The sequence below is a fragment of the Kitasatospora sp. NPDC127060 genome, assembly GCF_042724935.1.
Lineage (GTDB): Bacteria > Actinomycetota > Actinomycetes > Streptomycetales > Streptomycetaceae > Kitasatospora.
The window spans coordinates 81535-106994 of sequence record NZ_JBHXEG010000011.1; the positions used below are offsets into that span (position 1 = coordinate 81535).

Annotated in this window: 27 protein-coding genes; 11 read left to right on the forward strand and 16 right to left on the reverse strand. The window is 74.1% G+C overall.

The genetic code is table 11. From position 1 onward, the window contains the following. Positions 1 to 6: 6 nt before the first annotated feature. From ACFWIS_RS09485 to ACFWIS_RS09495, 3 genes are all read right to left on the reverse strand, one after another. Positions 7 to 5880: a tetratricopeptide repeat protein gene (locus ACFWIS_RS09485; protein ID WP_380451996.1), complete on the reverse strand. Its 5874-nt coding sequence runs from the start codon at positions 5878 to 5880 to the stop codon at positions 7 to 9. Positions 5881 to 5977: 97 nt separating this feature from the next. After that, complete coding sequence (locus ACFWIS_RS09490) at positions 5978 to 6721, reverse strand: SOS response-associated peptidase (RefSeq protein ID WP_380451994.1); 744 nt, start codon at positions 6719 to 6721, stop codon at positions 5978 to 5980. Positions 6722 to 6759: 38 nt separating this feature from the next. Continuing rightward, the gene (locus ACFWIS_RS09495) at positions 6760 to 7539 is read right to left on the reverse strand and encodes an AraC family transcriptional regulator (RefSeq protein ID WP_380451992.1); all 780 of its coding nucleotides are present in this window, start codon (positions 7537 to 7539) and stop codon (positions 6760 to 6762) included. Between the two features lie 96 nt (positions 7540 to 7635). Here ACFWIS_RS09495 and ACFWIS_RS09500 point away from each other — a divergent pair, with 96 nt between their 5' ends. Further along, complete coding sequence (locus tag ACFWIS_RS09500) at positions 7636 to 8841, forward strand: MFS transporter (protein ID WP_380452186.1); 1206 nt, start codon at positions 7636 to 7638, stop codon at positions 8839 to 8841. A gap of 547 nt (positions 8842 to 9388) precedes the next feature. Here the strand turns inward: ACFWIS_RS09500 and ACFWIS_RS09505 are convergent. Continuing rightward, a complete protein-coding gene (locus ACFWIS_RS09505; RefSeq protein WP_380451990.1) occupies positions 9389 to 9814 on the reverse strand; it encodes an ArsI/CadI family heavy metal resistance metalloenzyme in 426 nt (141 codons plus the stop codon). Between the two features lie 88 nt (positions 9815 to 9902). Between ACFWIS_RS09505 and ACFWIS_RS09510 the strand changes: the two genes are divergently transcribed. The 8 genes from ACFWIS_RS09510 (at position 9903) to ACFWIS_RS09545 (ending at position 14386) form a co-directional block, all read left to right on the forward strand. Further along, entirely contained in the window at positions 9903 to 10289 is a 387-nt protein-coding gene (locus tag ACFWIS_RS09510) for an ArsR/SmtB family transcription factor (protein WP_380451988.1), read from the forward strand. Then, positions 10286 to 11032: an aquaporin gene (locus ACFWIS_RS09515; protein WP_380451986.1), complete on the forward strand. Its 747-nt coding sequence runs from the start codon at positions 10286 to 10288 to the stop codon at positions 11030 to 11032. Before ACFWIS_RS09510 ends, ACFWIS_RS09515 begins: the two co-directional genes overlap by 4 nt. Before the next feature lie 43 nt (positions 11033 to 11075). Then, positions 11076 to 11495, forward strand: a complete 420-nt coding sequence (locus tag ACFWIS_RS09520) for an arsenate reductase ArsC (protein ID WP_380451984.1) — start codon at positions 11076 to 11078, stop codon at positions 11493 to 11495. 26 nt (positions 11496 to 11521) lie between these two features. Beyond that, entirely contained in the window at positions 11522 to 11995 is a 474-nt protein-coding gene (locus tag ACFWIS_RS09525) for a GNAT family N-acetyltransferase (protein WP_380452183.1), read from the forward strand. A 247-nt stretch (positions 11996 to 12242) separates the two neighbouring features. Beyond that, positions 12243 to 12428 carry a hypothetical protein gene (locus ACFWIS_RS09530; protein WP_380451982.1) on the forward strand — a complete coding sequence of 62 codons (186 nt, stop codon included), beginning with the start codon at positions 12243 to 12245 and terminating at the stop codon, positions 12426 to 12428. Positions 12429 to 12444: 16 nt separating this feature from the next. Then, positions 12445 to 12813: a low affinity iron permease family protein gene (locus tag ACFWIS_RS09535; protein ID WP_380451980.1), complete on the forward strand. Its 369-nt coding sequence runs from the start codon at positions 12445 to 12447 to the stop codon at positions 12811 to 12813. 159 nt (positions 12814 to 12972) lie between these two features. Then, positions 12973 to 13782, forward strand: a complete 810-nt coding sequence (locus tag ACFWIS_RS09540) for a YhjD/YihY/BrkB family envelope integrity protein (RefSeq protein WP_380451978.1) — start codon at positions 12973 to 12975, stop codon at positions 13780 to 13782. 145 nt (positions 13783 to 13927) lie between these two features. Then, entirely contained in the window at positions 13928 to 14386 is a 459-nt protein-coding gene (locus ACFWIS_RS09545; protein ID WP_380451976.1) for an SRPBCC family protein, read from the forward strand. A 114-nt stretch (positions 14387 to 14500) separates the two neighbouring features. Here ACFWIS_RS09545 and ACFWIS_RS09550 read toward each other — a convergent pair whose 3' ends face one another. The 9 genes from ACFWIS_RS09550 to ACFWIS_RS09590 form a co-directional block, all read right to left on the reverse strand. After that, a complete protein-coding gene (locus ACFWIS_RS09550; RefSeq protein ID WP_380451974.1) occupies positions 14501 to 16318 on the reverse strand; it encodes a complex I subunit 5 family protein in 1818 nt (605 codons plus the stop codon). A 4-nt stretch (positions 16319 to 16322) separates the two neighbouring features. Beyond that, positions 16323 to 16670 carry a sodium:proton antiporter gene (locus ACFWIS_RS09555; RefSeq protein ID WP_380451972.1) on the reverse strand — a complete coding sequence of 116 codons (348 nt, stop codon included), beginning with the start codon at positions 16668 to 16670 and terminating at the stop codon, positions 16323 to 16325. Then, positions 16670 to 17422, reverse strand: coding sequence for an MnhB domain-containing protein (locus ACFWIS_RS09560; protein ID WP_380451970.1), 753 nt, complete (start codon positions 17420 to 17422; stop codon positions 16670 to 16672). The genes ACFWIS_RS09555 and ACFWIS_RS09560 overlap by 1 nt, the downstream gene beginning before the upstream one ends. Then, positions 17419 to 17706 (reverse strand): Na(+)/H(+) antiporter subunit B, encoded by a 288-nt coding sequence (locus ACFWIS_RS09565; protein ID WP_380451968.1) that lies wholly within the window; start codon positions 17704 to 17706, stop codon positions 17419 to 17421. The genes ACFWIS_RS09560 and ACFWIS_RS09565 overlap by 4 nt, the downstream gene beginning before the upstream one ends. Next, positions 17703 to 18005 carry a cation:proton antiporter gene (locus tag ACFWIS_RS09570; protein WP_380451967.1) on the reverse strand — a complete coding sequence of 101 codons (303 nt, stop codon included), beginning with the start codon at positions 18003 to 18005 and terminating at the stop codon, positions 17703 to 17705. The genes ACFWIS_RS09565 and ACFWIS_RS09570 overlap by 4 nt, the downstream gene beginning before the upstream one ends. Before the next feature lie 44 nt (positions 18006 to 18049). Next, positions 18050 to 18340, reverse strand: coding sequence for a monovalent cation/H+ antiporter complex subunit F (locus tag ACFWIS_RS09575; RefSeq protein ID WP_380451965.1), 291 nt, complete (start codon positions 18338 to 18340; stop codon positions 18050 to 18052). Continuing rightward, positions 18337 to 18789: a hypothetical protein gene (locus ACFWIS_RS09580; protein ID WP_380451963.1), complete on the reverse strand. Its 453-nt coding sequence runs from the start codon at positions 18787 to 18789 to the stop codon at positions 18337 to 18339. The genes ACFWIS_RS09575 and ACFWIS_RS09580 overlap by 4 nt, the downstream gene beginning before the upstream one ends. Before the next feature lie 287 nt (positions 18790 to 19076). Beyond that, entirely contained in the window at positions 19077 to 19400 is a 324-nt protein-coding gene (locus ACFWIS_RS09585) for a plasmid stabilization protein (protein WP_380451961.1), read from the reverse strand. A 2-nt stretch (positions 19401 to 19402) separates the two neighbouring features. Beyond that, positions 19403 to 20479 carry an SDR family oxidoreductase gene (locus ACFWIS_RS09590; protein WP_380451960.1) on the reverse strand — a complete coding sequence of 359 codons (1077 nt, stop codon included), beginning with the start codon at positions 20477 to 20479 and terminating at the stop codon, positions 19403 to 19405. A 124-nt stretch (positions 20480 to 20603) separates the two neighbouring features. Here ACFWIS_RS09590 and ACFWIS_RS09595 point away from each other — a divergent pair, with 124 nt between their 5' ends. Both ACFWIS_RS09595 and ACFWIS_RS09600 read left to right on the forward strand, forming a co-directional pair. Then, positions 20604 to 21290, forward strand: coding sequence for an HAD family hydrolase (locus ACFWIS_RS09595; RefSeq protein WP_380451958.1), 687 nt, complete (start codon positions 20604 to 20606; stop codon positions 21288 to 21290). 7 nt (positions 21291 to 21297) lie between these two features. After that, positions 21298 to 22026: a class I SAM-dependent methyltransferase gene (locus ACFWIS_RS09600; protein ID WP_380451956.1), complete on the forward strand. Its 729-nt coding sequence runs from the start codon at positions 21298 to 21300 to the stop codon at positions 22024 to 22026. 19 nt (positions 22027 to 22045) lie between these two features. Here ACFWIS_RS09600 and ACFWIS_RS09605 read toward each other — a convergent pair whose 3' ends face one another. The 3 genes from ACFWIS_RS09605 to ACFWIS_RS09615 are packed head-to-tail and all read right to left on the reverse strand — an operon-like array spanning position 22046 to position 25459. Beyond that, positions 22046 to 23848, reverse strand: a complete 1803-nt coding sequence (locus tag ACFWIS_RS09605) for a glycoside hydrolase family 15 protein (protein ID WP_380451954.1) — start codon at positions 23846 to 23848, stop codon at positions 22046 to 22048. Further along, positions 23835 to 24944 carry an enolase C-terminal domain-like protein gene (locus ACFWIS_RS09610; protein ID WP_380451952.1) on the reverse strand — a complete coding sequence of 370 codons (1110 nt, stop codon included), beginning with the start codon at positions 24942 to 24944 and terminating at the stop codon, positions 23835 to 23837. The genes ACFWIS_RS09605 and ACFWIS_RS09610 overlap by 14 nt, the downstream gene beginning before the upstream one ends. Beyond that, entirely contained in the window at positions 24941 to 25459 is a 519-nt protein-coding gene (locus ACFWIS_RS09615) for a DUF1360 domain-containing protein (protein ID WP_380451950.1), read from the reverse strand. The genes ACFWIS_RS09610 and ACFWIS_RS09615 overlap by 4 nt, the downstream gene beginning before the upstream one ends. Between the last annotated feature and the right edge of the window lies 1 nt (position 25460).

Genomic DNA, 25460 nt, shown 5'->3' on the forward strand with positions numbered 1-25460 from the left:
GTCGATCTACTCCTGCTCCTGAACTCGCGGATCGGCTGGGACGTCCACGACGGCGGCGAGGTCCTGGAGGACGGCGCCGTGGCCCCGGTCGAAGACGGTGATCCGGACGGTGTGGGGGCCGGGTGCGGCCGGGGTGAGCGCGAACCGGGCGGGCCCGCCGGCCGGGCTGTGGTCGGCCACCGGCGGGTCGAGCCGCGCGTCCGGGGAGACGGCGGCGACCAGGCGCAGCTCCGGCAGGGCGGCCGGGTCGGCGGCGCCGTCGGCGGACTCCAGGCGCAGCTCCAGGTGGGTGGTGGCCCCAACGGCGGGGTCCTCGGTGAGGGAGATCCGGGGGCGCCAGGCGGGGCGGGGGCTCGGCGACTCGGCGACGCGGTGCATGGAGCCGCGCGAGCGGCGGGGGAGCAGGGCAGCGGGCGCGGGCCGGCTGAGCTCGGCGCGAGTGGGGGTCGGCGTCGGCTCCACGTGGTCGAGCCGGGCCAGCGCAGCACGGGCCTCGGCCGCCAGCGGGTGGCCGGGGTCCATCAGGGCGTCACGCCCGGCGCGAACTGCCGCCAGCAGCTCACGGGCGGTGTCGCGGCGCCCGTCTGCGGCGAGGGCCTGCGCCAGGCCTACGGCCAGGGTGGGCAACAGCGGCAGCGGCCCGGGGCGTGCGGCGCCGATACTGGCGGCGACGTCGTCGGCGTCTCGGTGGCCGGCGAGCAGAACGGCGACCGGGGAGGCGTCGCCCACCGGGATCCGGTCGGCGACGATCCGCTCGTGGACCCGGAGAGCCCCCTCGGCGTCTCCGGCCCGCAGCCGGGCGTGGGCGAGGGCCTGGCGGACCTCCAGGGTCAGGGCGCTGCGCGGGCCCCGGCTGGCGGCGCAGGCCTCGGCGAGTTCCTCCAGCCGGACGACGGCCCGCAGCGGGCGGGCGCCGTCGGCGAGCAGGAGCGCCTGGGTCAGCCGGGCGGTGATCGTCGTACTGTTCGGAAGACCCAGGGCGCCGGTGGCAGCGTCGACGAGGTCGGCGGCCAGCCGCACGGCCGCCTCCTGCTCCCCGTCGAGGTGATGGGCGAAGGCAAGCGTGCACCCGGCGCGTACCAGCGCGGGGAGACGGGGACCGATCGGTTCGGCCCAGTCCTTCGCCAAGGGCGGGAGTTCGGCGATCGCGCCTCGGTGTTCGCCGCCCATGAGCAGGGCCGCAGCGAGGTGGCGTCGCATCATCTGCACACCGGAGTGTTCTGGCCCGAGCGCTTCGACGGCGATGGCCAGGGTGTCGCGGTAGTGTCCGGCGGACTCCGCATAGTCTCCCGCCGCGAAGAGGTTCGACGCGATGCCGTTCCGAGCGGCGACGGTCGCGGGGTGGCCGGTCCCCAGGATCCGCGCGCAGTCGTTCCGGAGCGCCCGGTAAAGTGCGTCGGCCTCCTTGTGGTGCCACCCGGAGCGGGTGGCGTGGGCGAGTTCGACCCGGGCGGTCAGCGTGGCGATGTGGTCAGGCCCGTTGAGGCGCTGATGGTCAGTCACCAGTGCCTGTCGGCAACCGATTTCCTGACGGCCTCGACCGGCGAGATGATGATTGAGCGCGAGCTCGGCGCGCTTCTCGAGGGTGTTGGGGTGATCGGGACCGTGGAGCCGGGTGTGGTGAGCGATCAGTTCCGTGAACAGGGAATCGGAGCGGCTGAGATCACCGGTCCGGCGTACCAGCCGGGCGAGCTGAGAACGCACGGACAGGGTGTGCGGGTGGTCATGACCTTGAATCCTCTCCTGATCGGCCAGCAGCGCCGTGCACACCTCCTCCGCAGCACGGTGGACGCCCGCCGCCGCCAGCGAGCGGGCGTGGTCGAATCGGGCGTCCAGGGTCTTGTGGTGCTCCGGGCCGAGTACCCGTTGGGCGTCGGAGACCACACGCTCGTACAGCGTGGCCGCGCTCCGGAAGTCGCCGGCCTCGCAGTGGGTGGAGGCGAGTGCACGTCGGGAGGCGAGTGTGTCCGGATGGTCGGGGCCCTGTACGCGGGTCCGGTCGGTCACCACGGCTTCGTGGAGCGTGATGGCCCTGCGGTGTTCTCCCGCCTCCTCGAACGCGGAGGCGAGGGAGTCCCGGCAGGCCAGGGTGAACGGGTGGTCCGCACCCAGGATGCGTGTGTGATCGATGACGAGCTCTTGGCACAGGGCGATGGCCCGTGGGTGGTCCTCCGAGCATTGGGTGGCCCAGGCCAGGCCACTGCGGATGGACAGGGTGTCGAAGTGCTCCGGGCCGTATACGCGGGTGCAGTCGGTCACCAGGACCGTGTAGAGCTCGACCGCGCGCCGGTGGTCGCCCACATGGACGTGCCCGATGGCTTGCCACCAGCGTGCTACGAGTGTGCTGGGGTGGTCGGGGCCGTGGACGCGCCGATGGTCTGACACCAGCTCGGTGTAGAGCTCGACGGCGAGGCGGTAGTCGGCGGCCGTGGTGAAGGCACATGCCCGTGACCACCGGGCGTGGAGGGTGTCCGGGTGGTCGGAGCCCTGAACCCGCTTCCGGTCGGCCACGACCGAGTCGTGCAGCTTCCGGGCCTGCCTGTGGTCACCCGTGCCGGAGACGGCGTCCGCCAGCGCCTCCCGCGCGTCGAGGGTGTCGGGATGGTCCGGTCCGTTCGCGCCCGACAGGTCTGCCGCCAGCGTTCGGAACAGCGTCGCGGCGCGCGCGTGGTGTTCTGCTTCCAGGCAGTTGTGGGCGAGCCAGTAGCGGGTCTCGAACGTGTCGGGATGAGCGGGGCCGAGGACCCTGGCGCGGTCGGTGGCGACCGCCTCGTACACCTCCTGGGCGCGGCGGTGGTCACCGGAGTTGCGGTGCACCGAGGCGAGCCAGAACCGGGCTTCGAGGGTGCGTGGGTGGTCCGCTCCCAGGAGCCGGGTGACGTCTTCGACCAACGCGTCGAGCAGCCGGGCCGCCAGGCGGTAGTGGCCGGCCTCGCACTGTGCGGTGGCCAGGTTGAGCCGGGCGTCGAGGGTCTCGTCGTGGTCGGGGCCCTGGAGGCGGGTTCGGTCGGACACCAGGCTCTCGCGGACGGTGACCGCCTCTCGGACGCGGCCTGCCGCTTGGAGGTTGTAGGCGAGACCCTTGCGTGAGTCGAGCGTGCCGGGGTGATCGGGTCCGTGCGTCGTGTTGCGGTCGGCCACCAGGAGTTCGCGCAGCCTGACGGCGTGGTCGTGGTGTCCGGCCTCGCCGTGCAGCCAGGCCTGCCAGATCCGGGTGTGGAGGACGGTGGGGTGTTCGGCTGTCAGGATCCGGGCCCGGTGGAGGACCAGTTCGTCGCACAGCTCGGCTGCGCGGCGGTGCTCGCCGACGTGGCTGTACGCCCGGGCCAGGGCCAGGCGGGCATCGAAGGTCTCGAAATGCTCAGGGCCGTGGAGCCGACGGTGGTCGGCGAGGAGTCGTCGCCGCAGAGAGAGCGCCTCGCGCGAACGTCCGGCGGAGTGCAGGGCGCGGGCGAGGCCGGAGCGCTCTTCCAGGGTGTCCGGGTGATCCCGCCCCTGGATCCGGGCCCGGTCGGCAACCAGCCGTTCCAGCTCGCCCACCGCGATGCGGGACGAGCCGGCCATGCGCAGGGCATAGCCGAGGCGGCGGCGTTCTGCCAGGGTATCGGGGTGTTCGGGGCCCTGGACCCGAGTGCGGTCGCCCACCAGGGCACGGTGCTGCTCGACCGCTGTGCGGGCCTGACCTGCCCGCCGGTTGGCGCGGGCCAGATCGGAGCGGGCACCGAGGGTGTGCGGGTGGTCGGGACCGAGGACCCGCACGAAATCGGCAACCAGAGCGCCGAACTCGGGTATCGAAAGCGAGAGTTGGCCGGATTCCCGGTGAGCCGTCGCCAACCGCCCACGCGCGTGGAGGGTCTGCGGGTGCTCCGGGCCCTGGACCCGGGTGCGGTCCGTGACGAGGGCCTCGAAGGCGGCGATGGCGGCGAGGTGGTCGCCCGCGTCGGAGTGGGCGGCGGCGAGCCAGCTGCGGGCGTTCAGGGTGTCGGGGTGGTCAGCGCCCAGGATGCGGGTGCGGTCGGCCACCACCTGCTCGTACCGGCCGATCGCCAATCGGTGCTGTCCGGCGGCGAGTTGGGCGAACGCGAGGCCGCTGTGGCGGGTCACCACCTGCGGGTGGTCGGGGCCGAGCGCCCGCTCGGCGTCGGCCACCAGTCGCTCGTACTCGGCCACCGACTCCCGGTGCTGCCCCGCCACTTGCAGGGCGTAGGCCAGGCTCGCCCGGCTGTGCATCGTGTCGGGGTGGTCCGGCCCCAGCACTCGCGCCCGGTCGGCGACGACACCTCGGAACTCCTCGACGGACCGGGCGTGTTGGCCGGCCCGGCGGTAGCCCTGGGCGAGGGTGTGGCGGTCGGCGAGGGTGGCCGGGTGATCGACGCCCTGGATCCTGGTCCGCCGGGCGACCACGTCCTGGCACAGCTCCACGGCCCGTGCCGGGTCGCCGGTCTTGGCCTGCAGCCGGCCGAGCCGCCCGAGGGTGGTGAGGGTGTCCGGATGGTCCGCGCCGAGGAGCCGGCGCTGCCCGTCCGCCATCGCCTCCACCAGCCGGACGGCGTACACCCGCTGGGCCCGGTCGGTGAGTTCGCCCGCGGCCAGTCCGTACAGCGCGATGGTTTCGGTGGTCGGTTCCTGGGACGGTCCGCTGTCGGCCAGCTCCCGGACGTGCGGCAGCAGTGCCCGCCGCAGCTCGGGCCGGGCGTCCGGCCAGAGCCGGGCCGCCGCCCCGGCCAGGTGCTGTTCGGCGCGTCCGCGGAAGTCGGAGCTGCGCAGCACCGCCTGGAGCAGCCGGTGCACGGTGACGGTGTCGCCGAGGGTGATCAGGTGGTAGTCGGCGAGTAGCCGCAGCGCCCGGTCCACCTCCTCCGGTCGGCGGGACCCGAAGGGGGTGAGCAGTTCGCGCGGCAGGGCCTCGGGGGCGTACCAGGCGAGGGTGCGCAGCAGTTCGACGGCGAAGGGCGCGGTGTGCTGGACGGTGCGCAGGGTGGTCCGCCAGAGCCGGGCGACGGTGGACTCGGCGCCGGGCCCCACCGGGCCGGTGGCGCGCAGCAGTTCGCGGTAGGCGGCGAAGCCGGTGCCGGTCTGCTGGACGTAGGCGCCGGCCTGGGCGAGGGCGATCGGCAGGTGGCCGAGTTCGTCGGCGAGGGCACGGGCCTGGTCCTGTTCGGCCGGCTCGACCGTCGAGCCGCCGTAGGCCGCCCCGCAGAGCAGCCGGGCGGCCTCGGGGGCGTCGAGGACGTCGATGCGCACCGGGCGGATGCCCGGGTGCCAGCCGCCGGCGCGCCGACTGGTGACCAACTGGTGCCCGCAGCCGAGGAGTCGGCCGACGTACGGGGTGAGGTGGGCGGGGTCCTCGGCGTTGTCGTAGACCAGCAGCCAGCGGTCGTGGGCGCGCAGCCAGGCGATGGCCCACTCGACCTGCTGGCCGGGCGGGGCGGTGAGGGCCCAGGTGGGGTGGAGGTGGACGGCGAGCCCGGCGAAGGCCTCGGCGAGTTGCTCGGCGGACTCGGCGGTGAGCCACCAGATCAGCCGGTAGTGGTCGGCCCGGGCGTAGGCGTGGTGCAGGGCGAGGCTGGTCTTTCCGACGCCGCCGAGGCCGTGCAGGGTGGTGGCCTGGGTGACGAGTCCGCCGCCGTCCTCGTGTGCCAGGGCCTCGGCGACGGCGCGCAACTCGGCCTCCCGGCCGACGAGTCGGCCGGCGGCGCGGGGCGGCAGGTTGGGCGCCGGGGTGGTGGCGTCGACGGTCTGCGCGGCGCGGGCGGCCTCGGGCGGGAGGACGGCGGCGTGCGGGTCGCCGCCGGCGGCCGAGGGCGAGCCGGGGCGGCGGCGCTGCTCGTAGGGCTCCGGGTCGGGCATGCCGCTCTCGGGGCGGACGTGTGCCGTCATGGACATCAACACTGCGCCGCCCCCGCCCCCGTGACCTGCTCTGCCCGCCTACCGTAGTGCCGGTCGGACGCACTGTCAGCGGAATCCTCGCAGAGCGTCAGTCGGCGAGCCCCAGCGGGTCCGGGGCGGTGGCGAGCAGTTCGGGCCCGTTGTTGCGCACGCTGTTGACGGTCGGTGGGACGGCGCGGACCCGCAGGGCGCCGTCGGCGGGGCGGCGCAGCAGGTGGTGGAGTTCGGCCGGGTCGGTGTGGGTGGGGGAGAGCCAGGCGGGCAGGTCGTCGGGGGCGATCGTGAGCGGCATCCGGTCGTGGACGCGGCCGGCCGAGTCGGTGGCGTCGGTGGTGATGACGGTGGCGGTGGCGAGCCAGGCGAGCGGGTCGTCGTCGGCGCGGGTGCGGTCGCGCCAGAACTCGTACAGGCCGGCCATCAGCATCACGCCGCCGGTGCTGAGGAAGTAGGGCTGCTTGTACTTCTTGCGGTCGCCCTCGGCGGGGACTTCGCGCCACTCGTAGTAGCCGTCGGCGGGGATGACGCAGCGCCGGGCGGTGAAGGCCTTGCGGAAGGCGGGCTTGGTGTCGACGGTCTCCGAGCGGGCGTTGATCATCCGGGCGCCGCCGGACGGGTCCTTGGACCAGGAGGGGACGAGGCCCCAGCGCAGCGGGCGGAGTCGGCGCAGCAGCTCGCCGGTCTCCCGGTCCACGCGCTCCAGGACGGCCGGGACCGGGTCGGTCGGGGCGACGTTCCAGCTCGGGGCGAAGGTCTCGGCAGGGTCCCACCGGAGCTCTCCGAGCAGTGAGACGAGGTCCTGGGGCGTGGTGGTGGAGACGAAGCGGCCGCACATGCCCCCAGCCTGCCACCCGGCGCCGACAGCCGGGGCCGTCAGCGCGCCGGGCGGCGCCAAGGGAGGTGACCGGGCACGTGACCGGCGGCGTGACCAGGGGTGTGGCCGAAGGTGCGGCGGAAGACGTCGATGAAGGCGCTGGCGGAGGACCAGCCGCAGCGGTGGGCGACGGCGGTGACCGGCTGCCCCTCGGCGAGCAGCACCAGGGCGCGGTGCAGCCGCAACTGGGTGCGCCACCGGGGGAAGGTCATGCCGAGGTCGGCGCGGAAGAGCCGGGAGAGGGTCCGGTCGCTGGCGCCGACGGCCCGGCCGAGTTCGGCGAGGGTCCGGCGGTCGGCGGGGTCGGCGTACAGCAGGGCGCACAGGGCCTGGAGCAGCGGGGTGGTGGGCGTGGGTACGTGCAGCGGCTGCTGGGGCGAGGCGCGCAGTTGGTCCAGCAGGACGGCGCGCAGCCGGGAGCCCTCCGGGCCGTCCCGGTCCGGGGCGCGGGTGTGGGCGACGATCAGTTCGCGCAGCAGCGGGCCGACGGCGAGCACGGTGGGTCGGTCGAGGCCGAGCGGGTTCTCGGTGGCGGGCAGGCCGACGAGGTGGAGTTCGAGTTCGCCGTGCGCCTGGTGGGCGTGCACGGTGCCGGCCGGGATCCAGAGCGCGCGGTTGCCGGGGGCGACCCAGGAGCCGGCGTCGGTGGTGATGGCGACCACGCCCCGGGCGGCGTAGGCGATCTGGTGGTCGTCGTGGCGGTGGGCGTCGATCCCGGTGCCGTGGGCGAGGAGCCGGGCCCGGGTGGGGGCGACGGGAGCGTGGCGGATTCTCGACATTGCCTGGCAGATTATCGGAAGTCTGACAGGGGGCACCGGTTCGAGCATGTCCGGGTGAGCACGCAAACGGGTCGTACCTCCGGAACGACGAAACGACTGTCGCAGAACACCGCGATCGCCCTGCTGTCCGTCGGGCATTCCTGCGTGGACGTCTACCAGGGCGCGGTGGCGGCCCTGGTGCCCTTCCTGGTCGCCGAGCGCGGCTACGGCTACGCAGCCGTCTCGGGCGTGGTGCTGGCCGCGTCGCTGCTGTCCTCGGTGGCGCAGCCGCTGTTCGGGGCGCTGACCGACCGGTGGCCACTGCCCTGGCTGCTGCCGGTGAGCACGCTGCTGGGCGGCGCGGGCATCGCGCTCAGCGGGCCGGGCGGTTCGTACGGGCTGACGCTCGCCTGGGTCGCGCTGTCGGGCGTCGGGGTGGCGGCGTACCACCCGGAGTCGGCCCGGGTGGCCCGAGCGGTGGCCGGCTCGGGCGGTGACGGGCACCGGGGGATGGCCTGGTTCTCGTTGGGCGGCAATCTGGGCTTCGCGGCGGCCCCGCTGCTGGTCGCCGCCGTGGTCGGCCTCGGAGGGCTGCGGCTGACCCCGCTGCTGGTGCTGCCGGCCCTGGCGGGGGCGGTGCTGTGCCTGCCGGTGCTGCGTGAGCTGGCCCGGCGCCGGGCCGCCGGGGTGGGCACGGCGAGCCGGCCGGGGCGGGACGACCGGGCCTCCTTCGTCAGGCTGTCGCTGGCCGTGGTGTGCCGGTCGATCGTCTTCACCGGGCTGAGCACCTTCCTGTCGCTGTACGCCGCCCAGCGCCTCGGCGGTGGCCCGGCGGCGGGTACGGCGGCGCTGGTGGTGCTGTACGCGGGCGGCGCGGTGGGCTCGCTGCTGGGCGGGGCGCTGGCCGAGCGGTGGGGGCGGGTCGCGGTGGCGCGCTGGTCGTACCTGGCCGCGACGGTGGCGGTGGCCGGGGTGCTGGTGGTGCCCGGCCCGGGGCTGTACGGGTGCGTGGCGCTGGCCTCGGCGGGCCTGTACGTGCCGTTCTCGCTGCAGGTCACGCTCGGGCAGGACTACCTGCCGTCGCGGATCGGCACGGCGAGTGGGATCACCCTCGGGCTGACGGTGAGCGTCGGCGGCCTGGCCAGCCCGCTGATCGGGGGGCTGGCGGACGCGACCTCGCTGCGGACGGCGCTGGTGCCGCTGGTGGCGATGCCGCTGCTCAGCTGGGCGCTGTTCCGCGGCCTGCCGGAGCCGGTGGTGCCGGCGGCCGAACCGGAGGAGGGGAAGGCGCCCACGGCGGAGGCCGTGACCACCAAGCCGTGACCACCGGGCGGTGACCGCCAGGCCGTGACCACCCGCCGGAGACGGCCATCGACGCCCGGCGGTCCTTCGCCGACCTGGCGCGGCACCGCCCGGGGGCGGGGGCGGGGGCGGAGCTGGGAGCCAGGGTCGCCTTCGAACTCCCGGCCACCGGATGGCAGTTGCCAGCCCTTCGACGGGGAGGAGGCCGTCCTGCGCCCGCACGCACCCCCGTGCCGTCCGGGCCGGTCAGCGGCCCAGGGCGGCGAGGCTGCGCCACCACGGTCGCGCCGACGTCTCCGACCTCCTCGGTGGCTACAACGCCTGGCACACCCACACCCCGACCGGCGCCTGAACCCGGCCGCTCCGGAGCCGGGGGCGAGCTCCGCCTCCGGCGCCGAAGGCTATGCCGACTGCACGGACCTGGATTGTGAAGGCCGTCGCACCCCTTGGGCTGGCGGCTCCACGGGTGTCGCCCTGGCGCCCTGGTGCCCCTATCCCGCGTACGTCGCGCGTGAGGCCCTCCTGGCTCCACCGCGTCCGGGTTCAGCCACAGGGCGGGGTCGACGGCCTATGCGTCGGGGGTGCAGCAGGAGGCGTCCGGCGCGGTGGTCGCCTTGTCGAGGGTGTCGGCGTCGGCCTTGACGACGTAGACCTCCCAGGGTTCCTTGCCGGGGCCGTGCACCCACGTCTTGTCCTGGAGCGCATAGCAGCAGGAGGTGTCGTTCTCCTCGAAGGTGGCCAGGCCGGCCTCCTTGAGGCGGGTGCTCGCGGCGGCGACCTGCTCGGTGGACTCGACCTCGACGCCGAGGTGGTCCAGGCGGGTGTCCGCGCCACTCTCGCCTTCGATCAGGACGAGCTTGAGTGGGGGCTCGGTGATGGCGAAGTTCGCGTAGCCAGGGCGGAGCTTGGTCGGCTCGGTGCCGAACAGTTTGGAGTAGAAGGCGATCGAGCCTTCGAGGTCGGCGACGCGCAGGGCGAGCTGAACACGGGACATGGCGGGCTCCTCGATCCGAGGTCTTGTTTCGACATATGTCGATACAGCGAGCTTGCCGCGAAGCTTAGATGGCTGTCAACATAGACATATGTCGAATCTGGAGTTGCCGGTGCTCGGCCAGGACGATCAGGCGGCGTGCTGCACGCCGATGGTCCGCGAGCCGCTGGGCGAAGAGACCGCCGCCGAGCTGGCGAAGACGTTCAAGGCGCTGTCGGACCCGGTGCGGCTGCGGCTGCTGTCGCTGATCGCCTCACATGAGGGCGGCGAGGCGTGCGTCTGCGACCTGACCGGCCCGTTCGACGTCTCCCAGCCGACCATCTCGCACCACCTGAAGGTGCTGCGCGAGGCCGGCCTCGTCGGCTCCGAGCGACGCGGCACCTGGGTCTACTACTGGGTACTGCCCGCCGCCCTGGCCCGACTGTCGTCCCTGCTGAAGGCCCCGGCCGGCACCGCGGAGGCGGTGGGGGCGAGATGACCGGAATACCCCTGGCCCGCCGGGCCGCCGTCGAGCTGGTCGGCAGCGCCGCCCTGGTGGCGATCGTGGTCGGCGCCGGTGTCCAGGCCACCGAGCTGTCCCACGACGTCGGCGTGCAACTGCTGGCCGACTCGCTCGCCACCGTCCTCGGCCTCGGTGTGCTGATCGCCCTGCTCGGCCCGGTCTCCGGCGCCCACTTCAACCCGGTCGTCACCCTGGCCGCCTGGTGGACCGGCCGCAGGGAGCGCGAGGGTCTGAGCCCGCGCGAGGTCGCCGCCTACGTGCCCGCACAGATCGCCGGAGCGATCGGCGGCGCCGTCCTCGCCGACGCGATGTTCGCCGAGCCGCTCGTCCACTGGTCCGGTCACGACCGCTCGGCCCCGCACCTGTGGCTGGGCGAGGTCGTCGCCACCGCCGGCCTGATCCTGCTGGTCTTCGGCCTGGCCCGCGCCGAGCGGGCTCATTTCGCACCGGTCGCCGTCGCCTCCTACATCGGCGCCGCGTACTGGTTCACCTCCTCCACCAGCTTCGCCAACCCCGCCGTGACGATCGGCCGGGCGTTCACCGACACCTTCGCCGGCATCGCGCCCGCCTCCGTCCCGGCGTTCGTCGCCGCCCAGCTGGTCGGCCTGGCCGTGGGCGTCGGCCTGGTCGCCGTGCTGTTCGGCAGGCCCGCCGCTGCGGTCGCCGACGACGTCCTCGTGCCCCACGGCGAGCACCACCCGGCCGCCTCCGGCCGCTGACCCGACGACAATCCCACACCGCACGAGAGAGAAGAACCCGCCCGTGAGCACCCCAGCCGTCCCGTCCGTGCTGTTCGTCTGCGTCCACAACGCCGGCCGCTCCCAGATGGCCGCCGCCTTCCTCACCCACCTCGGCCGGGACCGGGTACGGGTCCGCTCCGCCGGCTCCGCCCCGGCCGACACCGTGAACCCGGCCGTGGTCGAGGCCCTGCGCGAGGTCGGCATCGACATCTCCGCCGAGACCCCGAAGGTTCTCACCACCGAGGCCGTCCAGGTGTCGGACGTGGTGATCACCATGGGCTGCGGCGACGCCTGCCCCTACGTCCCCGGCAAGCGGTACCTGGACTGGAAGCTGGAGGACCCGGCCGGCCAGGGCGTGGAGGCCGTTCGGCCGATCCGCGACGCCATCGAGCGGCGCATCCGCGCCCTGCTCGCCGAGCTCGGTATCGAGGCGGTGGCGTGAGCCCGACCGGGGTGAGCGTCACCGGGATGCTCCCCGAGCACGCTGACCAGGTGCTGGCGATCTACCAGGCCGGGATCGACGGCGGCGACGCCACCTTCGAGACCACCGCCCCCACCTGGGAGGCGTTCGACGCCTCCCGCCTCGCCCGGCACCGCCTGGTCGCCCTCGACGGGGGCGGCCGGGTGCTGGGCTGGGCTGCCGTCGCGCCGGTCTCGGACCGGTGCGCGTACGCCGGGGTGGTCGAGCACTCCGTCTACGTCCACCCCGCCGCCCAGGGTCGGGGCGTGGGCCTGACCCTGCTGCGGGCGCTGCTGGACTCCACCGACGCCGCCGGGATCTGGACCGTGCAGTCCGGCGTCTTCCCGGAGAACACCGCCAGCCTCGCCCTGCACACCAAGGCCGGTTTCCGGGTTGTCGGCACACGCGAACGCCTTGGCCGTCACCAGGACCGGTGGCGCGACGTCATCCTGCTTGAGCGCCGCAGCCCGGCCGTCTCCTGAACCACCTGCGGGCCGGGTCCGCAGGGCCGCTCCGCGCCCGCGACGGGGAACGGGGTGAGCCGGTCCGGCCGGCAGCAGAGCGCAGGGTGGGGAACGCCGTGGCCCCCGCTCCCGGGCGCGTGGCTCCTCCCGGTGACACGCCGACGAGCGGTGAGTCACCGGGGCGCCTGGTGTGGAACCGGGGAAGCAGGGCAGCCGCCTGGTGTCCCCTCCGGCCGGAGCGGACACCAGGCGAGAGGACACCATCGTGAACGCGCCCGACAAGCACACCTCCGACCAGGACACCGCCCGGGACGGAGAGCACGAGCGGGAGCGGTCCGCGCGCACGCGCGACATCGTGGCTCCCACCCCGGCGGACGTCCGTGCCAAGGGCGGGCACCCGGAGGGGAACGACGAGCCGAACCCGCCGCGACCCGGCACCCGGACCCCATGACAGGCAGGCAGGGCCCATGTCATTCCGGCATCCCGCTGAGCGCGAAGGCGGCGGGCACAACCGCTTCGGGCGGGTGGCCGAACGCGCCTCGAACTTCACCAGCTCGCCCGTGTTCTTCCTCGTGTGCCTGCTGCTGGTGGCAGCCTTCGTCGCCGTCCACGCGGCCGGCCTCGCCCTCGGCTGGGAGCTGCTGATCGGCGATCTGATGACCGCCGTGACGCTGCTGCTCCTTGCCCTGCTCAAGAATTCGGAACGGCGCGCCGAGCACGCCATCCAGCGCAAACTCGACTCGATCGCCGCCGCTCTGCTCGAACAGCGCAGTGGACACACCGACAAAGCGGTCGAATCCCTGGAAGAGGCGATCCGGTTGGAGGACCAGACCTGAAGCGGGTTTCCGCCACCCCGGGGCGCAGGCTGGAACGGCGGATCGCCGATGCACGCCGCCGGATGGCATCCTGACGGGATGTGCCAACGGGCGCCGAGAACAGTGAGGATCCAGTGCCCCTGAACCGCCCGCCGTCGCCCGCCGCCCCGAGCGCCTGACGTGCCTCGCCGCAGCCGGCCCACGCCGCCCAGTCGTGCCTCGTGGCGGGTCCTGCGAGAGGCTGCTCGCAGCGCATGGGAGCAGGGCCGCACGATCGAACTGCTCCAGCGGTCGATGGCGTTCGCCGCGCTGTTCTTCGTGACCCTCGTCCCGCTGCTCATCGTCATCGCCGCGGCCTTCCCCTCGCGCGGCACCGGGATCGCCGAGTGGATCACCGACGGCCTCGGCCTGAGCGGCCAGGGCGCCGTAGCCGTCAACCGGCTCTTCGTCTCCCGGGGCCAGGTGCTCAGCACCACCACGGGCTTCGGCCTGGCCGCGCTGGCCGTCTTCGGGGTCTCCCTCATGGCCGCGATCCAGGGAGTCTACGAACGCATCTGGGAGCTGGACCGCGGTCCGTGGCACACGGTCTGGCGCCAGGCCCTCGGCCTGGCCGCACTGGTCGGGTACATCGTGCTCGCCGCCTTGAGCGGCACGCCGTGGCGCCACTCGACCCTGCAGCCCACCGTCCGCATCGCCGCGACGACCATCGGCGGCATCCTGCTGTTCTGGTGGCTCCAGCGCCTGCTGCTCGCCGGACGCGTCCCAACCAGGGACCTGCTGCCGGGAGCAGTCGCGACCATGGTGGCACTCGCCGGACTCCGCCTCTTCTCCCGGCTGGTCTTCGCACCCCTGCTGGTGTCCAACGCCGTCTCCTACGGGACGGTCGGCACGGTGCTGATCGTCCAGTCCTGGCTGATCGGGGTGGGCTACACCGTCTACGCCGGCGCACTGGCGGGTCGCGCCGCGGTCGAAGCCCGCCGCAGACCTTAGAACCGTCAGGCCCGGCTGCGTCGATCGCGGTGCGGCGGCGCCGTCGCCGAACGCGGTTTCGTGAGAGCGGTTGGGGCGCCGCCGAGCGGGCAGGCGCGTTGGCGGCCGGGAGAGCCCCGACCGCCAAACCCGCAAGGAGGCCCACATGAGCATGGTGAAGGAGACGGTCGACGTCGAGGTGCCGCTGCACACCGCGTACAACCAGTGGACCCTGTTCGAGGAGTTCCCGCGCTTCATGGAGGGTGTCGAGGCGGTGACCCAGCTGGACGACCGGCACAACCACTGGCGGACCAGCATCGGCGGCGTCTCCCGCGAGTTCGACACCGAGATCGTCGATCAGTTGCCCGACGAACGGATCGCCTGGAGGACGACGGACGGCGACGTCAGCCAGAAGGGCGTCGTCACCTTCCAGCGGCTGGACGACCGGCACACCCGGGTCAACCTGGCCATCGACTTCGAGCCCGAGGGGATCGCCGAGAAGACCGGCGACGTGCTGGGCATGGTCGACCGCAGGGTCAAGGGGGACCTGCACCGCTTCAAGGACTTCATCGAGCACGAGGGGCGGGAGGCGGGCGGCTGGCGCGGCCGGATCACTCCTGGCTGACGGCTCCGTCGCGGCCACGCGCTGTCGGCGGTCCCGGTCCGAGCGGCCGGGGCCGCCGCGTGCCCGGCCAACCGCGAACGAGCGGGCGGTCGACGTCGCAGCAGGGGGCCGGGTTCAGATCTGGGCGGCGATCGCGGCGCACAGCACCCCGACGCCGAGGGCGAGCCAGGCGAGGTAGTCGCCCAGGTGCCCGGAGTGCAGGCGGCGCAGCGCCCGCACGGCCCGGGCCGCGGGATGCCGGGCCGCCAGTAGGGGAGTGCTCCGGCGGACCGCGCCGGTGGCCAGGGCGGCTGCGACGCCGGCGGACAGCAGGCCGAGCAGCGCACCGGTCGTGGTCCAGTCGGCCGCCGGCGGTGCGCCGGGTGCCGCGCCGGGCTGGGCGAGGACGGCCGCGGCGTAGTCGGCGGGGTCGGTGAAGAGGGCCGCGCCGCGGGCGAGCGAGGCGGCGACGGCAGGCAGCGCGCCGAGGAGCGCGGCGAGGCCGATCAGGACGGCCGGGACGACGACCATCACGGGTGGCAGGGTGCGCTGCGGCGTGCGGATCTCGGGCTCCTCGCCCTCGCCGGTGGTCTCGTCCTGGTCCGGCCGGGTGCGCGGAGCTGGGCCGGTGCCGAAGAAGATCCGCAGGCCCGCCCGGAGGGCGGCGGCGCCGGTGACGGCGGAGGCGATGACGAACACGGCGGGCAGCCAGGGCTGCCAGTGCCCGGCGGCGTCCTCGGTGAGGGCCTTGCCGAGGCCGGTGCCGAACGGGGGCAGCCCGGCCAGCGCCAGGGCGCCCACGATGAACAGCACACCCACGGCGCGCAGCTCCCGTGCTCTGCCGTGCAGGCCGTGTTCGTCGACGGAGCCGTAGCGGTCCAGCAGGACCCCGGTGAGCGCGAACAGCGCGGCCTTCACCAGGCCGTGCGCGCCGACGTACACCGCCGTGCCGGTGGCGCCGTCGGGGGTGAGCAGGGCGACGCCGATGAGGAAGAGTCCGACGTGGCTGACGGTGGAGAACGCGAGCAGGCGCTTGAGATGGCGCTGCTGCCAGCACATCAACGCGCCGACCAGGGCGGTGAGCACGCCGAGGGTCGTGAAGGTGGTGCGGAAGACCGGTTGGGGGATGCCGCCGGGGCCGGAGAAGACCGTCCAGTAGATCCGGGCGATGCCGTAGACGCCGAGTTCGACCATGGCGCCGGACATCAGCATGCACACCGGCGTGGGCGCCACCGCGTGGGCGTCGGGCAACCAGAAGTGGAAGGGCACGGCGGCGGCCTTGACCAGGAGGGCGGCGCAGATCAGGACGAACGCGACGACGGTGAGCGCGTCGGCGTGGTGGCCGGCCAGCTGCCGGCCGAGGCGGGCGAGGTTGAGTTCGCCGGTGCGGGCGTAGAGGAGGCCGATGCCGAGGAGGGAGCAGTAGGCGGCGAAGGAGGTGACGATGCCGAAGGTGAGGGCGCCGTGCAGGGGACGGGGGTCTTCGATGTGGTAGCCGGTCAGGGCGTAGGCGGCGGCGCCCATGAGTTCGAAGAAGACGAAGGCGTTGAAGAGGTCGCCGGTGAGCGCGAAACCGGCCATGCCGGCTTCGAACAGCAGGATCAGGGCGGGGAAGGCGCCGGCGTGTCGGCCGGTGGGTTCCTCGAAGTACCGCCAGGAGTAGACCACGACGGCGAGCACCAGGACCGCGACGAGGAGCGCGAGTCCCGCGCCGATGGGGTCGGCGGCGAGCACGATGCCCAGACGGGCGGGCCAGCCGCCCAGATCCGCGGTCGCCACCTGCCCGTCGGCGCGGCTCCACAGCAGGGCGAGGCAGACGACCTCGGCGCCGGCGCAGGTGGTGGCGAGGATGTCGCAGCCGGTCCGGGGCAGGGTGCGCCCGGTGATGGCGAGCAGGACCGCGCCGAGCAGCGGGACGGCCACGGCGAGGGGCAGCAGGGCGGCTCCGGCCATGCGATCAGCCCTTGAGACCGGTGAGGGCCTGGGGGTCGACGGTGTGGTGGCGCTTGCGCAGCTGGATGGTCAGGGCGAGGAGCAGTGCGGTGACGGTGGCACCGACGACGACGTCGGTCAGGGCCAGGGCCTGGACGACGGGGTCGACGACCGGGCGGGTGCCGGGGGTGAGGTCGGAGTAGACAGGGGCGGTGGCGCCCGTGCGGTAGCCGACGGCGAGGAGCAGGAGGTAGGTGGAGGACTGGGCGACGGCCAGGCAGCCGATGGCGTGGATGAGGTTGCGGCTGGTGACCAGGCCGTACAGCGCGATGAGCAGGACCCATCCGGCGGCCAGGAAGACCCACGTCCCCATCAGCTGTCTCCGATCTCGTGCTGGTCGGGGTCGGTGAGTTCGACGGCCTGGTCGAGGAAGTGCGCGAGCAGCGCGATCAGGCCGCAGGCGACCTCGATGCCCACGGCCGCGTTCAGGACCGGAACGGTGCCGCCGGAGGTGATGGTGTTGAAGGTGCCCAGCGGCAGCACGTTCTTGAGGAACGCGCCGCCGGCGATCAGCCCGGCCAGGCCGACCAGGCTGTAGGACGCGGCGGCGAGCGAGTCCGCGACGTCCAGGACGGCCAGCGGGCGAAGCCTCTTCAAGGCGCGGTAGTCGGCGGCGACGTAGGCCAGATGCAGGGCGGTGGCGAGGACGACGCCGCCCTGGAAGCCGCCGCCGGGGCTGAGCTGGCCGTGCGCGACGATGTACACGCCCACGACCAGGGTGACGGGCAGCAGCAGGCTGCCGAACAGGCGGGTGGTGGGCATGACCCGTTCGGCTTCGGCGCGGCGGTGGCGTTCGTCGCGGGCCCGGCGCAGCAGCAGGGTGGCACCCAGGACGGTACCGAAGAGGATGGACTCCTCGCCGAGGGTGTCGAAGGCGCGGACGTCGAAGTTGACGGAGGAGACGACGTTGGCGGTGCGCCGGTCGAGGGCCGCCGCCACCGCCCGCTGCCCGTAGGGGTGGCTGTCCGTTCCGAACGGTGGGAGCCGGGTGCACGCGGCGGTGAAGAACGCGGCGATCACGGCGGCGGACGCCAGGAACACCAGCAACCGGGTGCGGGCCGTCACTTCTGCTCCCCGTCGTCGCCGGTGGCGCCCGGGTCGCCGGTGCGGGTGGAACGGCGGGTGGCCTTGCGGACGGTCAGCAGGATCAGCAGCGGGGTCAGCGCGGTGCCCACGGCCAGCTGGGACAGGGCCACGTCGGGGGCCTGGAGGACCGTGAACAGTACCGCCAGGCCCAGGCCCAGCACGGACAGGACGACGGCCTGGCGGGCCGGGTCACGCGTGAGGACCGCGACCGTGGCGGCGATGACGACGAAGGCGACGGCGACGCCGATGAGCCACTGGTTCACACCCCGCTCCCGTCGTCGGCCCCGGCCTGGCGGGCGGCGCGTCCGATGGCCATCGTGGTGACCGTCCCTCCGACGGCGAAGACCAGGCCGATGAACAGCGTCTTGGCGGCTCCCCGGCCGGTCCCCTGGTCGAGGGCGACGGCCGCGGCGATCAGCGGCAATCCGGCACAGGACGCGGGGGCCAGGGCGTGCAGGCGCATCAGCGTGCCGCGCAGCCGCAGCACCGCGGCCGCCGACAGCAGCACGCACCCCACACCGGCCCACAGCAGTACCAGCACGATCACATGGCGCGGCGTCAATCCGGACTCCCTCCCACGCCCGTGGCGAGCGGCGCGCGGTCTTGTCAGGTCTCGGGCGTGGAATCGTGCGAGCGGGCGTTGTGCCGGTGGCCCGCGACGAAGCGGGTGAAGACGAGGGTGCCGGCGGGGGCCAGGACGGCCAGCATCAGCGCGAGGTCCTGGTAGGAGGAACGGTCGTACGCCATCGGCAGCAGCAGGAACACCGCGCCGACCGACGTCGACAGCAGCGACGCCCCGAGCAGCCGGCGAATCGCGGTGCCGCGCGCCGCCACCCACAGGCACACCGGTGCCGGGCCTCCCAGCAGGACCAGCGCGGCCGCGCTCCAGGCGTTCACGGCGCCGCTTCCGGGCTGGCCACGGCCTCCTCGACCGGCCCGGCACCGGGGCGCAGGGCGTGCACGACGACCTCGTCGTCGTTCGGGACGTCGATCACGCAGGTGTCCGGCGACGCGGCGATCAGCGCGCCGGCCCAGGCGGCCGCCGCACCGGGGCGCAGCCTCACGCGCCGCACTCCGGCGGTCGGCGTGGTGACCAGGTCCGCCACCAGTACGGCGAGCCCCCGCAGGACGGCGCGTGGCAGGACGAGGAGTGCCCGCCCCGCGCCCCGGCCGCCCGCGATGCGGACGCCGGCGGCCCGGCGCATCTGCTGTGCGGCGAGTCCCCCGCCCAGGGCGGCGGCGCCTGCCACCGCCATCTCGACGGGTGACACCGAACTGATGAGGACAACCGTCAGTCCGGTCAGCACGGCACCCCACACCACGATCTCCACCAGCCGGGCGAGCACCGGACCTCCTGTCGTCCTCGGGCGTTGGCCATGGCCGGCCGCCTGGCGGCACCCGGCGGGTCCACGGACCGGCCGTGCCTCGCGGCTTCGGGTCAGTCGGGAGGTTCCGGCGGGCGGGGCTGCCCGGGCGGCGGCGGATCCGGTGGCACGGGAGGCCTGACCGGCTCCGGCGGACCGGGCGGCTCCACGGGTTGGGGCGGGCCCGGCGGCTGCGGGGGCTGGGGCGGGGGAGTGGGGGTGATGTCGGGGTCGGGCGGCACGGGAACGGTATCCACGGTCACCAACTCCTAACGGCCCAGGGCGTGTTCGAGCTGCTTCTTGTTCATCTTCGAGCGGCCGTGGATGTTGCGTTGCTTGGCCTCGTTGTACAGCTGCTCCTTCGTGGGGCCCTGCGCACCGCTGTGCGAGCGCAGCCCGCCCCGGCGGGAGGAGGACATGTCCTTCAACGAGCTGCGACTGGCGGTCTTCGACTCCCCGTGTCGCGCGCGTTCCTTGTTCACCGTACGGGCGGCGATCTCCTCGGCGCGCTTCTCGCTCTCGCCGCGCTCCAGCGCGCTGTCCTTGATGTGCTCGTACTGCCGCTCCCGTTTGGGGCTCGATCCGCGAGGCATGGTCAGAAACTCCTGTCCGATCGCTGCGGGGCGCGTGCTCCCCGCATCCGTGAGAGGAACCCGTCGCCGGCGGCGGGCAAACCCGCTTGCACCCGTGTGGCTGCGTGCCGCACCGCGTCGGCGAGGCCGCCGAGGGCGTGCGCCGCCTGCTGCTGCCGGCTGCGCCCGCGGGCCCGGTCGTCGAACCGGCCGTGGGCGCCGAAATCGCGCTTCACGTCGACCGGTTCGAACAGGTTGTCCGGGTCCGCGGCCCGCCGGCCGCGGTCTTCCTGCTGGGAACCGAACCCCGTTCTGGCCAGGTAGCGGTCCAGCAGCCCGGGCACGATCGCGTTCGCCACCAGGGTGGCCACCGTGCTGCCGCCGACCCAGTACTCGCGCCGCCCGGGGTGATCGGCCGCGAACAGGACGGCGCGCGCGGCGACCTCGCTCTGGTAGATCGGCGGCACCGGCTGGGCCCGGTTGGGCAGCCGGGAGCGGACCCAGTCGAACTGCGGGGTGTTCACGGCCGGCATCTGCACCATCGTGGTGCGCACCCGGGTGCCGGAGGCGAGGAGTTCGCACCGCAGGGCCTCGTTGAAGCCCTGGATGGCGTGCTTGGCTCCGCTGTAGGCGCTCTGCAGGGGGATGCCCCGGTAGGCGATGGCCGAGCCGACCTGCACGATCGCCCCGCGGTCGCGCGGCAGCATCCGCGCCAGCGCGGCGCGGGTGGCGAACACGTAGCCGAGGTAGGTGACCTCCGTGACGCGCCGGAACTCCTCGGGGTCGATCTCGGTGAAGGGCGCGAAGACGGAGGCGAACGCATCGTTGACCCACACGTCGATCGGCCCGAGTTCGGCCTCGGCCCGTTCGGCGGCGGCCTCCACCGCGCGGGCGTCGGCGACGTCCGCCTCGATGGCGATGACCCTGTCGGCACCTGCCTCCTCGGCTTCGCGTACCGCGCCGTCCAGGCCTGCCCGGCCGCGGGCGATCAGCGCGAGCCGGTCCCCGCGGGCGGCGAACGCCACCGCGCAGGCGCGTCCGATGCCCGCGCTGGCCCCGGTGATCACGACGGTTCGGCGTGCGGGTTCCACAGCTTCCATGCTGCTGCGGGTTTCCCCAACGCGGCGCGGTAAACGGGGTGGGTGCCGTGCGGTGCCGATCGGTGGGACGTAGCGTCGAAGGACGGGCCGGCCGGTCCGGGACAGAAGCCAAGGAGGTTGTTCGATGTCGGCCGCAGCGCTGTTCGATGTCGACGGCACGTTGCTCGACACCAGTTACCGGCACACCATCGCGTGGAGCGAGGCGCTCGCGCAGTTCGGTCACACCCCGGCGATGGCCCGTATCCACGGGGCGATCGGGATGGGCGGCGACCAGCTCCTGGACCATCTGCTGGGCGAGGACCGCGACCGCGGCGAGGACGAGGCGATCAGCGCGGCGCACCAGGCGCTGTTCGCCCGCTTCTGGCCCTCGTTGCGGGCCTTCGACGGCGCGGCAGAGCTGCTGCGGGCGCTGAAGGGGCGCGGCTGGACGATCACCCTCGCCTCCTCCGCCTCCCGGCGGGACCTGGAGGTGATGCGCCGCGCACTGGACGCGGACGACGCGATCGACCACGCCACCAGCGCCGACGACGTGGAGGCCAGCAAGCCCGCCCCCGACCTGGTCCGCGCCGCCCTCGCCAAGTCCGGAGCCGAACCGGAGCAGGCGCTGTTCGTCGGTGACACCCCCTGGGACGTGCAGGCCGCGGGCCAGGCGAAGGTGGTGTGCGTGGCGGTGCTCTCGGGGGGCTTCGGCGAGCGGGCCCTGCGCTCGGCGGGTGCACTCGAAGTCCACCGGGACGTCGCCGACCTCCTGGCCGGCCTCGATGGCAGCGCGCTCGCGGAACCGACCCGCTTCACGGGTCGGGGCAGGTAGCCCGGGCGTGTGCGGCACCGGCGGCTACGCGGTCACCGCGGAGTTCTTCGACCTCCTTCAGGCCGAGACCGACCGCCGTCTGGCCGAGCGCCGCTTCACCGAGGCCGCCGCCCGCGCCCGGCACGCGATCCTGGACGTCGGCGCGGGCACGGGAATCGTCACCGACGTCCTGCTGCGGAGATCCGGCGTGCCCGTCCACGCCGTGGAGCCGGCCCCGGCCATGCGCGCCGCCCTGCTGTCGCGCCTGGCCCACCTGGGCGCGGACCAGCGCGCTCGCGTCACCGTGCACCCCGAAGCCGTCGCAACGGCGGGGCTGGCCGCCGTGGCGGACCTGGCTGTCGCCTCCAATGTGATCGGATGCCTGGACCCCGCCACGAGGCGCTCCACCTGGCGGGCGATCTCGGCAGCCCTCCTGCCGGGCGGCCTGCTCCTGTTCGATCCTCCGCCCGCCGACCTGCCCGCCGGGTGCGAGGCGGTGGGCAGGCTGGGGCCGGTGCGGGTGGGCCCGGACCTGTACAGCGCGGAGGTCACCCGCCGGCCCTTCCGCGGCATCCTGCGCATGGTCTTCACCTACCGCGTCGAACGGGAGGGGGAACTGCTGCGCGAGGCCCGGGAGACGTTCGACATGTGGCCGGCCCCACCCGAGCAGCTCGCCGAAGAACTCCACGCCCACGGCCTGCACCTCGTGCGGGCCCCCAGCTCCGACCTCATGGCCGCACGCCGCCCCGGCGCATGACACCGACGGGGGCCGGGCGTCAGGTCGTCGGACCACCGGAGGCGAGTCGGGCGGCGGTTTCGAGCATCATCGCGTGGACGAAGGCCTGGGGAAGGTTTCCGCGCAGCTGGCGCTGGGCGACGTCGAACTCCTCCGCGTAAAGGCCCGGTGGTCCGCAGGCGGCGCGGTTGCGCTCGAACCAGCGCACCGCCTCGATGTCGTCGTGCTGTTGGTGCTCGGCCAGGGCCATGGCGAAGCCGCACAGCAGGAAGGCGCCTTCGGCGTCTTCGAGGGGTCGCTGGTCGTGGCGGAACCGGTAGACGTAGTGGTCCTGGGTGAGGTCGGCGCGTACCGCGTGCAGGGTGGCGATGGTGCGGGGGTCCTCGGCGGGCAGGGCGCCGCGCAGGGCGGGCATCAGCAGGGCCGCGTCCACGCCGCGGTCGGTCGCGGAGCGTTGCCAGCGGCCGGAGGGGTGGAGGCACTCTGCGGACGTCTCGGCGATGATCCGGTCCGCCAGTGCTTCCCATGACCCCGCCCGTGCGGTGGAGGCGCGCGGGGCGGCCTGGGCGATCGCCCGCAGGCCCGCTGCGCAGGTGAGGCTGCTGTGGGCCCAGCGGTCGTCGTGGAGTTCCCAGATGCCGGCGTCCGGCTCCCGGTGGCGGGCGGCGATGGCCCGGGCGGCGGTCAGTGCCGCTTGCCAGCCGCCCGCGTCGAGGCGGTCGTGGCGGGCGGCCGCGGCGAGCACCAGCAGGCTCTCGCCGAACGCGTCGAGCTGGAACTGACGGTTGGCCCGGTTGCCGACGACGTCGAAGCCGCCCGGGTAGCCGGGCAGGTCCAGGGTGCGCCGGTCGGGCACGGGGTGCCCGGTGGCGGTGTAGGCCGGGGCGAGGTCGGAGCCGTGTTCGAGGAGGCGGGCGGTGATGAACCGCACCGAGTCGTCCAGCAGCCGGTGGCCGCCGGCTGCGGCGTCGGCCTGGCCGATGTAGGCCTGGTCACGGATCCACACGTACCGGTAGTCGTAGTTGCGGCCCTGCTCGGCCCGCTCCGGCAGGCTGGTGGTGGCCGCGGCCACCGCGCCCCCGGTCGAGGTGGTCAGGCCGGCCATCACGGCGTACGCGTGCCGGGCGTCGCGGCTGCCCAGGGTGTGCGCGAGGCCCGGCACGCAGGCGGACCAGCTCTCCTGCGTCGCCCGCCACAGGTGGTCGGCCGGCTCGCTGCGGGGCAGCGGGCGGTCGGAGACCTCCAGCACGAGGTCATGGTGGGCCCCGGCCGGCAGGGCCAGCGCGCTGCGCAGCACCGTGCCGTCCGGGTGGGCGTCGGGTGCCCCGCTCCATCGCACGTGGAGGCTGCCGGCGCGGCCCGTCCACCGGCCTCGCTCGTCGCGGTGCAGCTCCCGGAGCGGGTCGGTGCCGAAGCCGGCCGCCAGGTTCAGTTCCACGTCCAGTCGGGCGTCCCCGTCGACGGCCAGGAGCCGGCGCAGCACCACGGCGCGGTGCGGGTCGCCGGGGTGGGCGAGGGCCTCGCGGCACTCCGTGATCCCGCTGGTGGTGACCCAGCGGGAGCGCCAGATCAGGGTGCCCGGTTCGTAGTAGCCGCCCCAGACGAACGAGCCGGTGGGGGTGACGCTGTACCAGCCGTGGCCGCCGATCAGGGCGGTGAACACGGCGTCGCTGTCCCAGGCGGGTGCGCACATCCACACGATGTCGCCGCGCGGTCCCACCAGGGCGCCGCGCTCGCCGTCGGCGAGCAGCGCGTAGTCCCGCAGGGCGTGCGGGGCCGGAGCGCCGCTGGTGGCGGCGGGGGGCGCCGACTCGGCCCGACCGTCGGCGTCAGGTGCGCGCACGGTACTGCTCCGCCACGTCGGCCCGGACCGTCAGACCGAGCCCGGGCGCGCCGTCGCGGCCCGGGTGCAGGTGTCCGCCGGCCGGGTCGAGGGTGCCGTCGAAGACGAGGTTCTCGATGCGGACGTGGTCGTGGAACCACTCCAGGTGGCGCAGGTTCGGCACGGCGGCAGCGGCGTGGGCGTGGGCGTGCGGGGCGCAGTGGCCGGACAGTTGGAGGCCGTGGGCCTCGGCGAGGGCGGCGGCTCGCAGCCAGACGGTGAGGCCGCCGCAGCGGGTGGCGTCGGCCTGGAGACAGTCGACCGCCGGGATCATGCGGGCGAAGTAGGGCAGGTCGTAGCCGTACTCACCGGCGGCGACGTCGGCGGTGACGGCGTCGCGCAGGTGGGCGAGGCCGGTGAGGTCGTCGGAGGAGACGGGCTCCTCGAACCAGGACACGCCCAGGTCGGTCAGGGCCCGGCCGATCCGGACCGCCTGTTTGCGGGTGTAGGCCCCGTTGGCGTCGACGTAGAGCTCGGCGTCGTCGCCTACCAGGGTGCGGGCTCGGCCGGTGCGTCGCAGGTCGCGCCGTTCGTTGGTGCCCCACCCCTCACCGATCTTGATCTTGAAGCGGGGGATGCCCTGCGCTGCCCAGCCGTCGAGCTGCTCGGCCAGCCGGTGGTCGGTGTAGGTGGTGAAGCCGCCGCTGCCGTAGACGGGCACCTCGGTGCGGGCCCGGCCGAGGAGGTCGGCCAGCGGCAGCCCGAGGAGGCGGGCCTTGAGGTCCCACAGGGCGATGTCGATCGCGGAGACGGCGCCGGAGACCAGGCCGGGGCGGCCGGCGTTGCGCACCGCGCGGCTCATCGCCTCGTTGGCGGCGGGTACGTCGAGTGCCGGTCGGCCGGTCACGATGCCGGAGAGCCGGCCGGTGATCACGTCGGCGGTGGCCGGGTCGCCGTAGGTCCAGCCCAGGCCGCTCGTGTCCCCGCTGCGGGCCTGGGCCAGGATCATGGTGGTGTGAACCCAGGCGAGCGTCCCGTCCGCCTCCGGGCCGTCGGTGGGGATGTCGAGGACCCGTACCCGCAGGTCGGCGATGGTGGAGTGGTCGGCGGAGGTCATGACGTCTGCTCAGCCGCGTGCTGGGCGGCCGCACGGGCGAACTGCAGGAAGTCGGCTCCGGCGAGTGCCGCCAGGGTGGCGGCGGCGAGCCGGGTGGCCCGCGGGGCGAAGACGGCTCCGGCGGTGAGGCCGGTGGCCGCCCACAGGCCGATGCAGAACGGGCAGGTGAGCAGTTCGCCGATGGCCTTGCGGCCTCCGGTGCCGCGCACCTCCTCCTCGAGTTCGGCCGGGCCGGAGGTGCCTTCGAAGCGGGTGAACGGGGCGCGCAGCGGGCTGGTGACGGGATCCTTGGCGAGCAGGCGGGCCAGTTGGTGGGTGGCCAGCGCGCTCAGGGCGACGTCCCACGGGGTCGGGTCGGGCAGCGCGCGGCGGTCGGCCGTGGCCGCGGCCGTGACGGCGCCCGCCGTGGCGGCGTAGAGGGCCATCAAGCCCGAGTAGGCGGCCAGCGGGCGGTCTTCGTCGCCGGCGTAGGCGCGGGCCTCGCGGTGCAGCCGCTCGTGCAGCGATTTCCACATG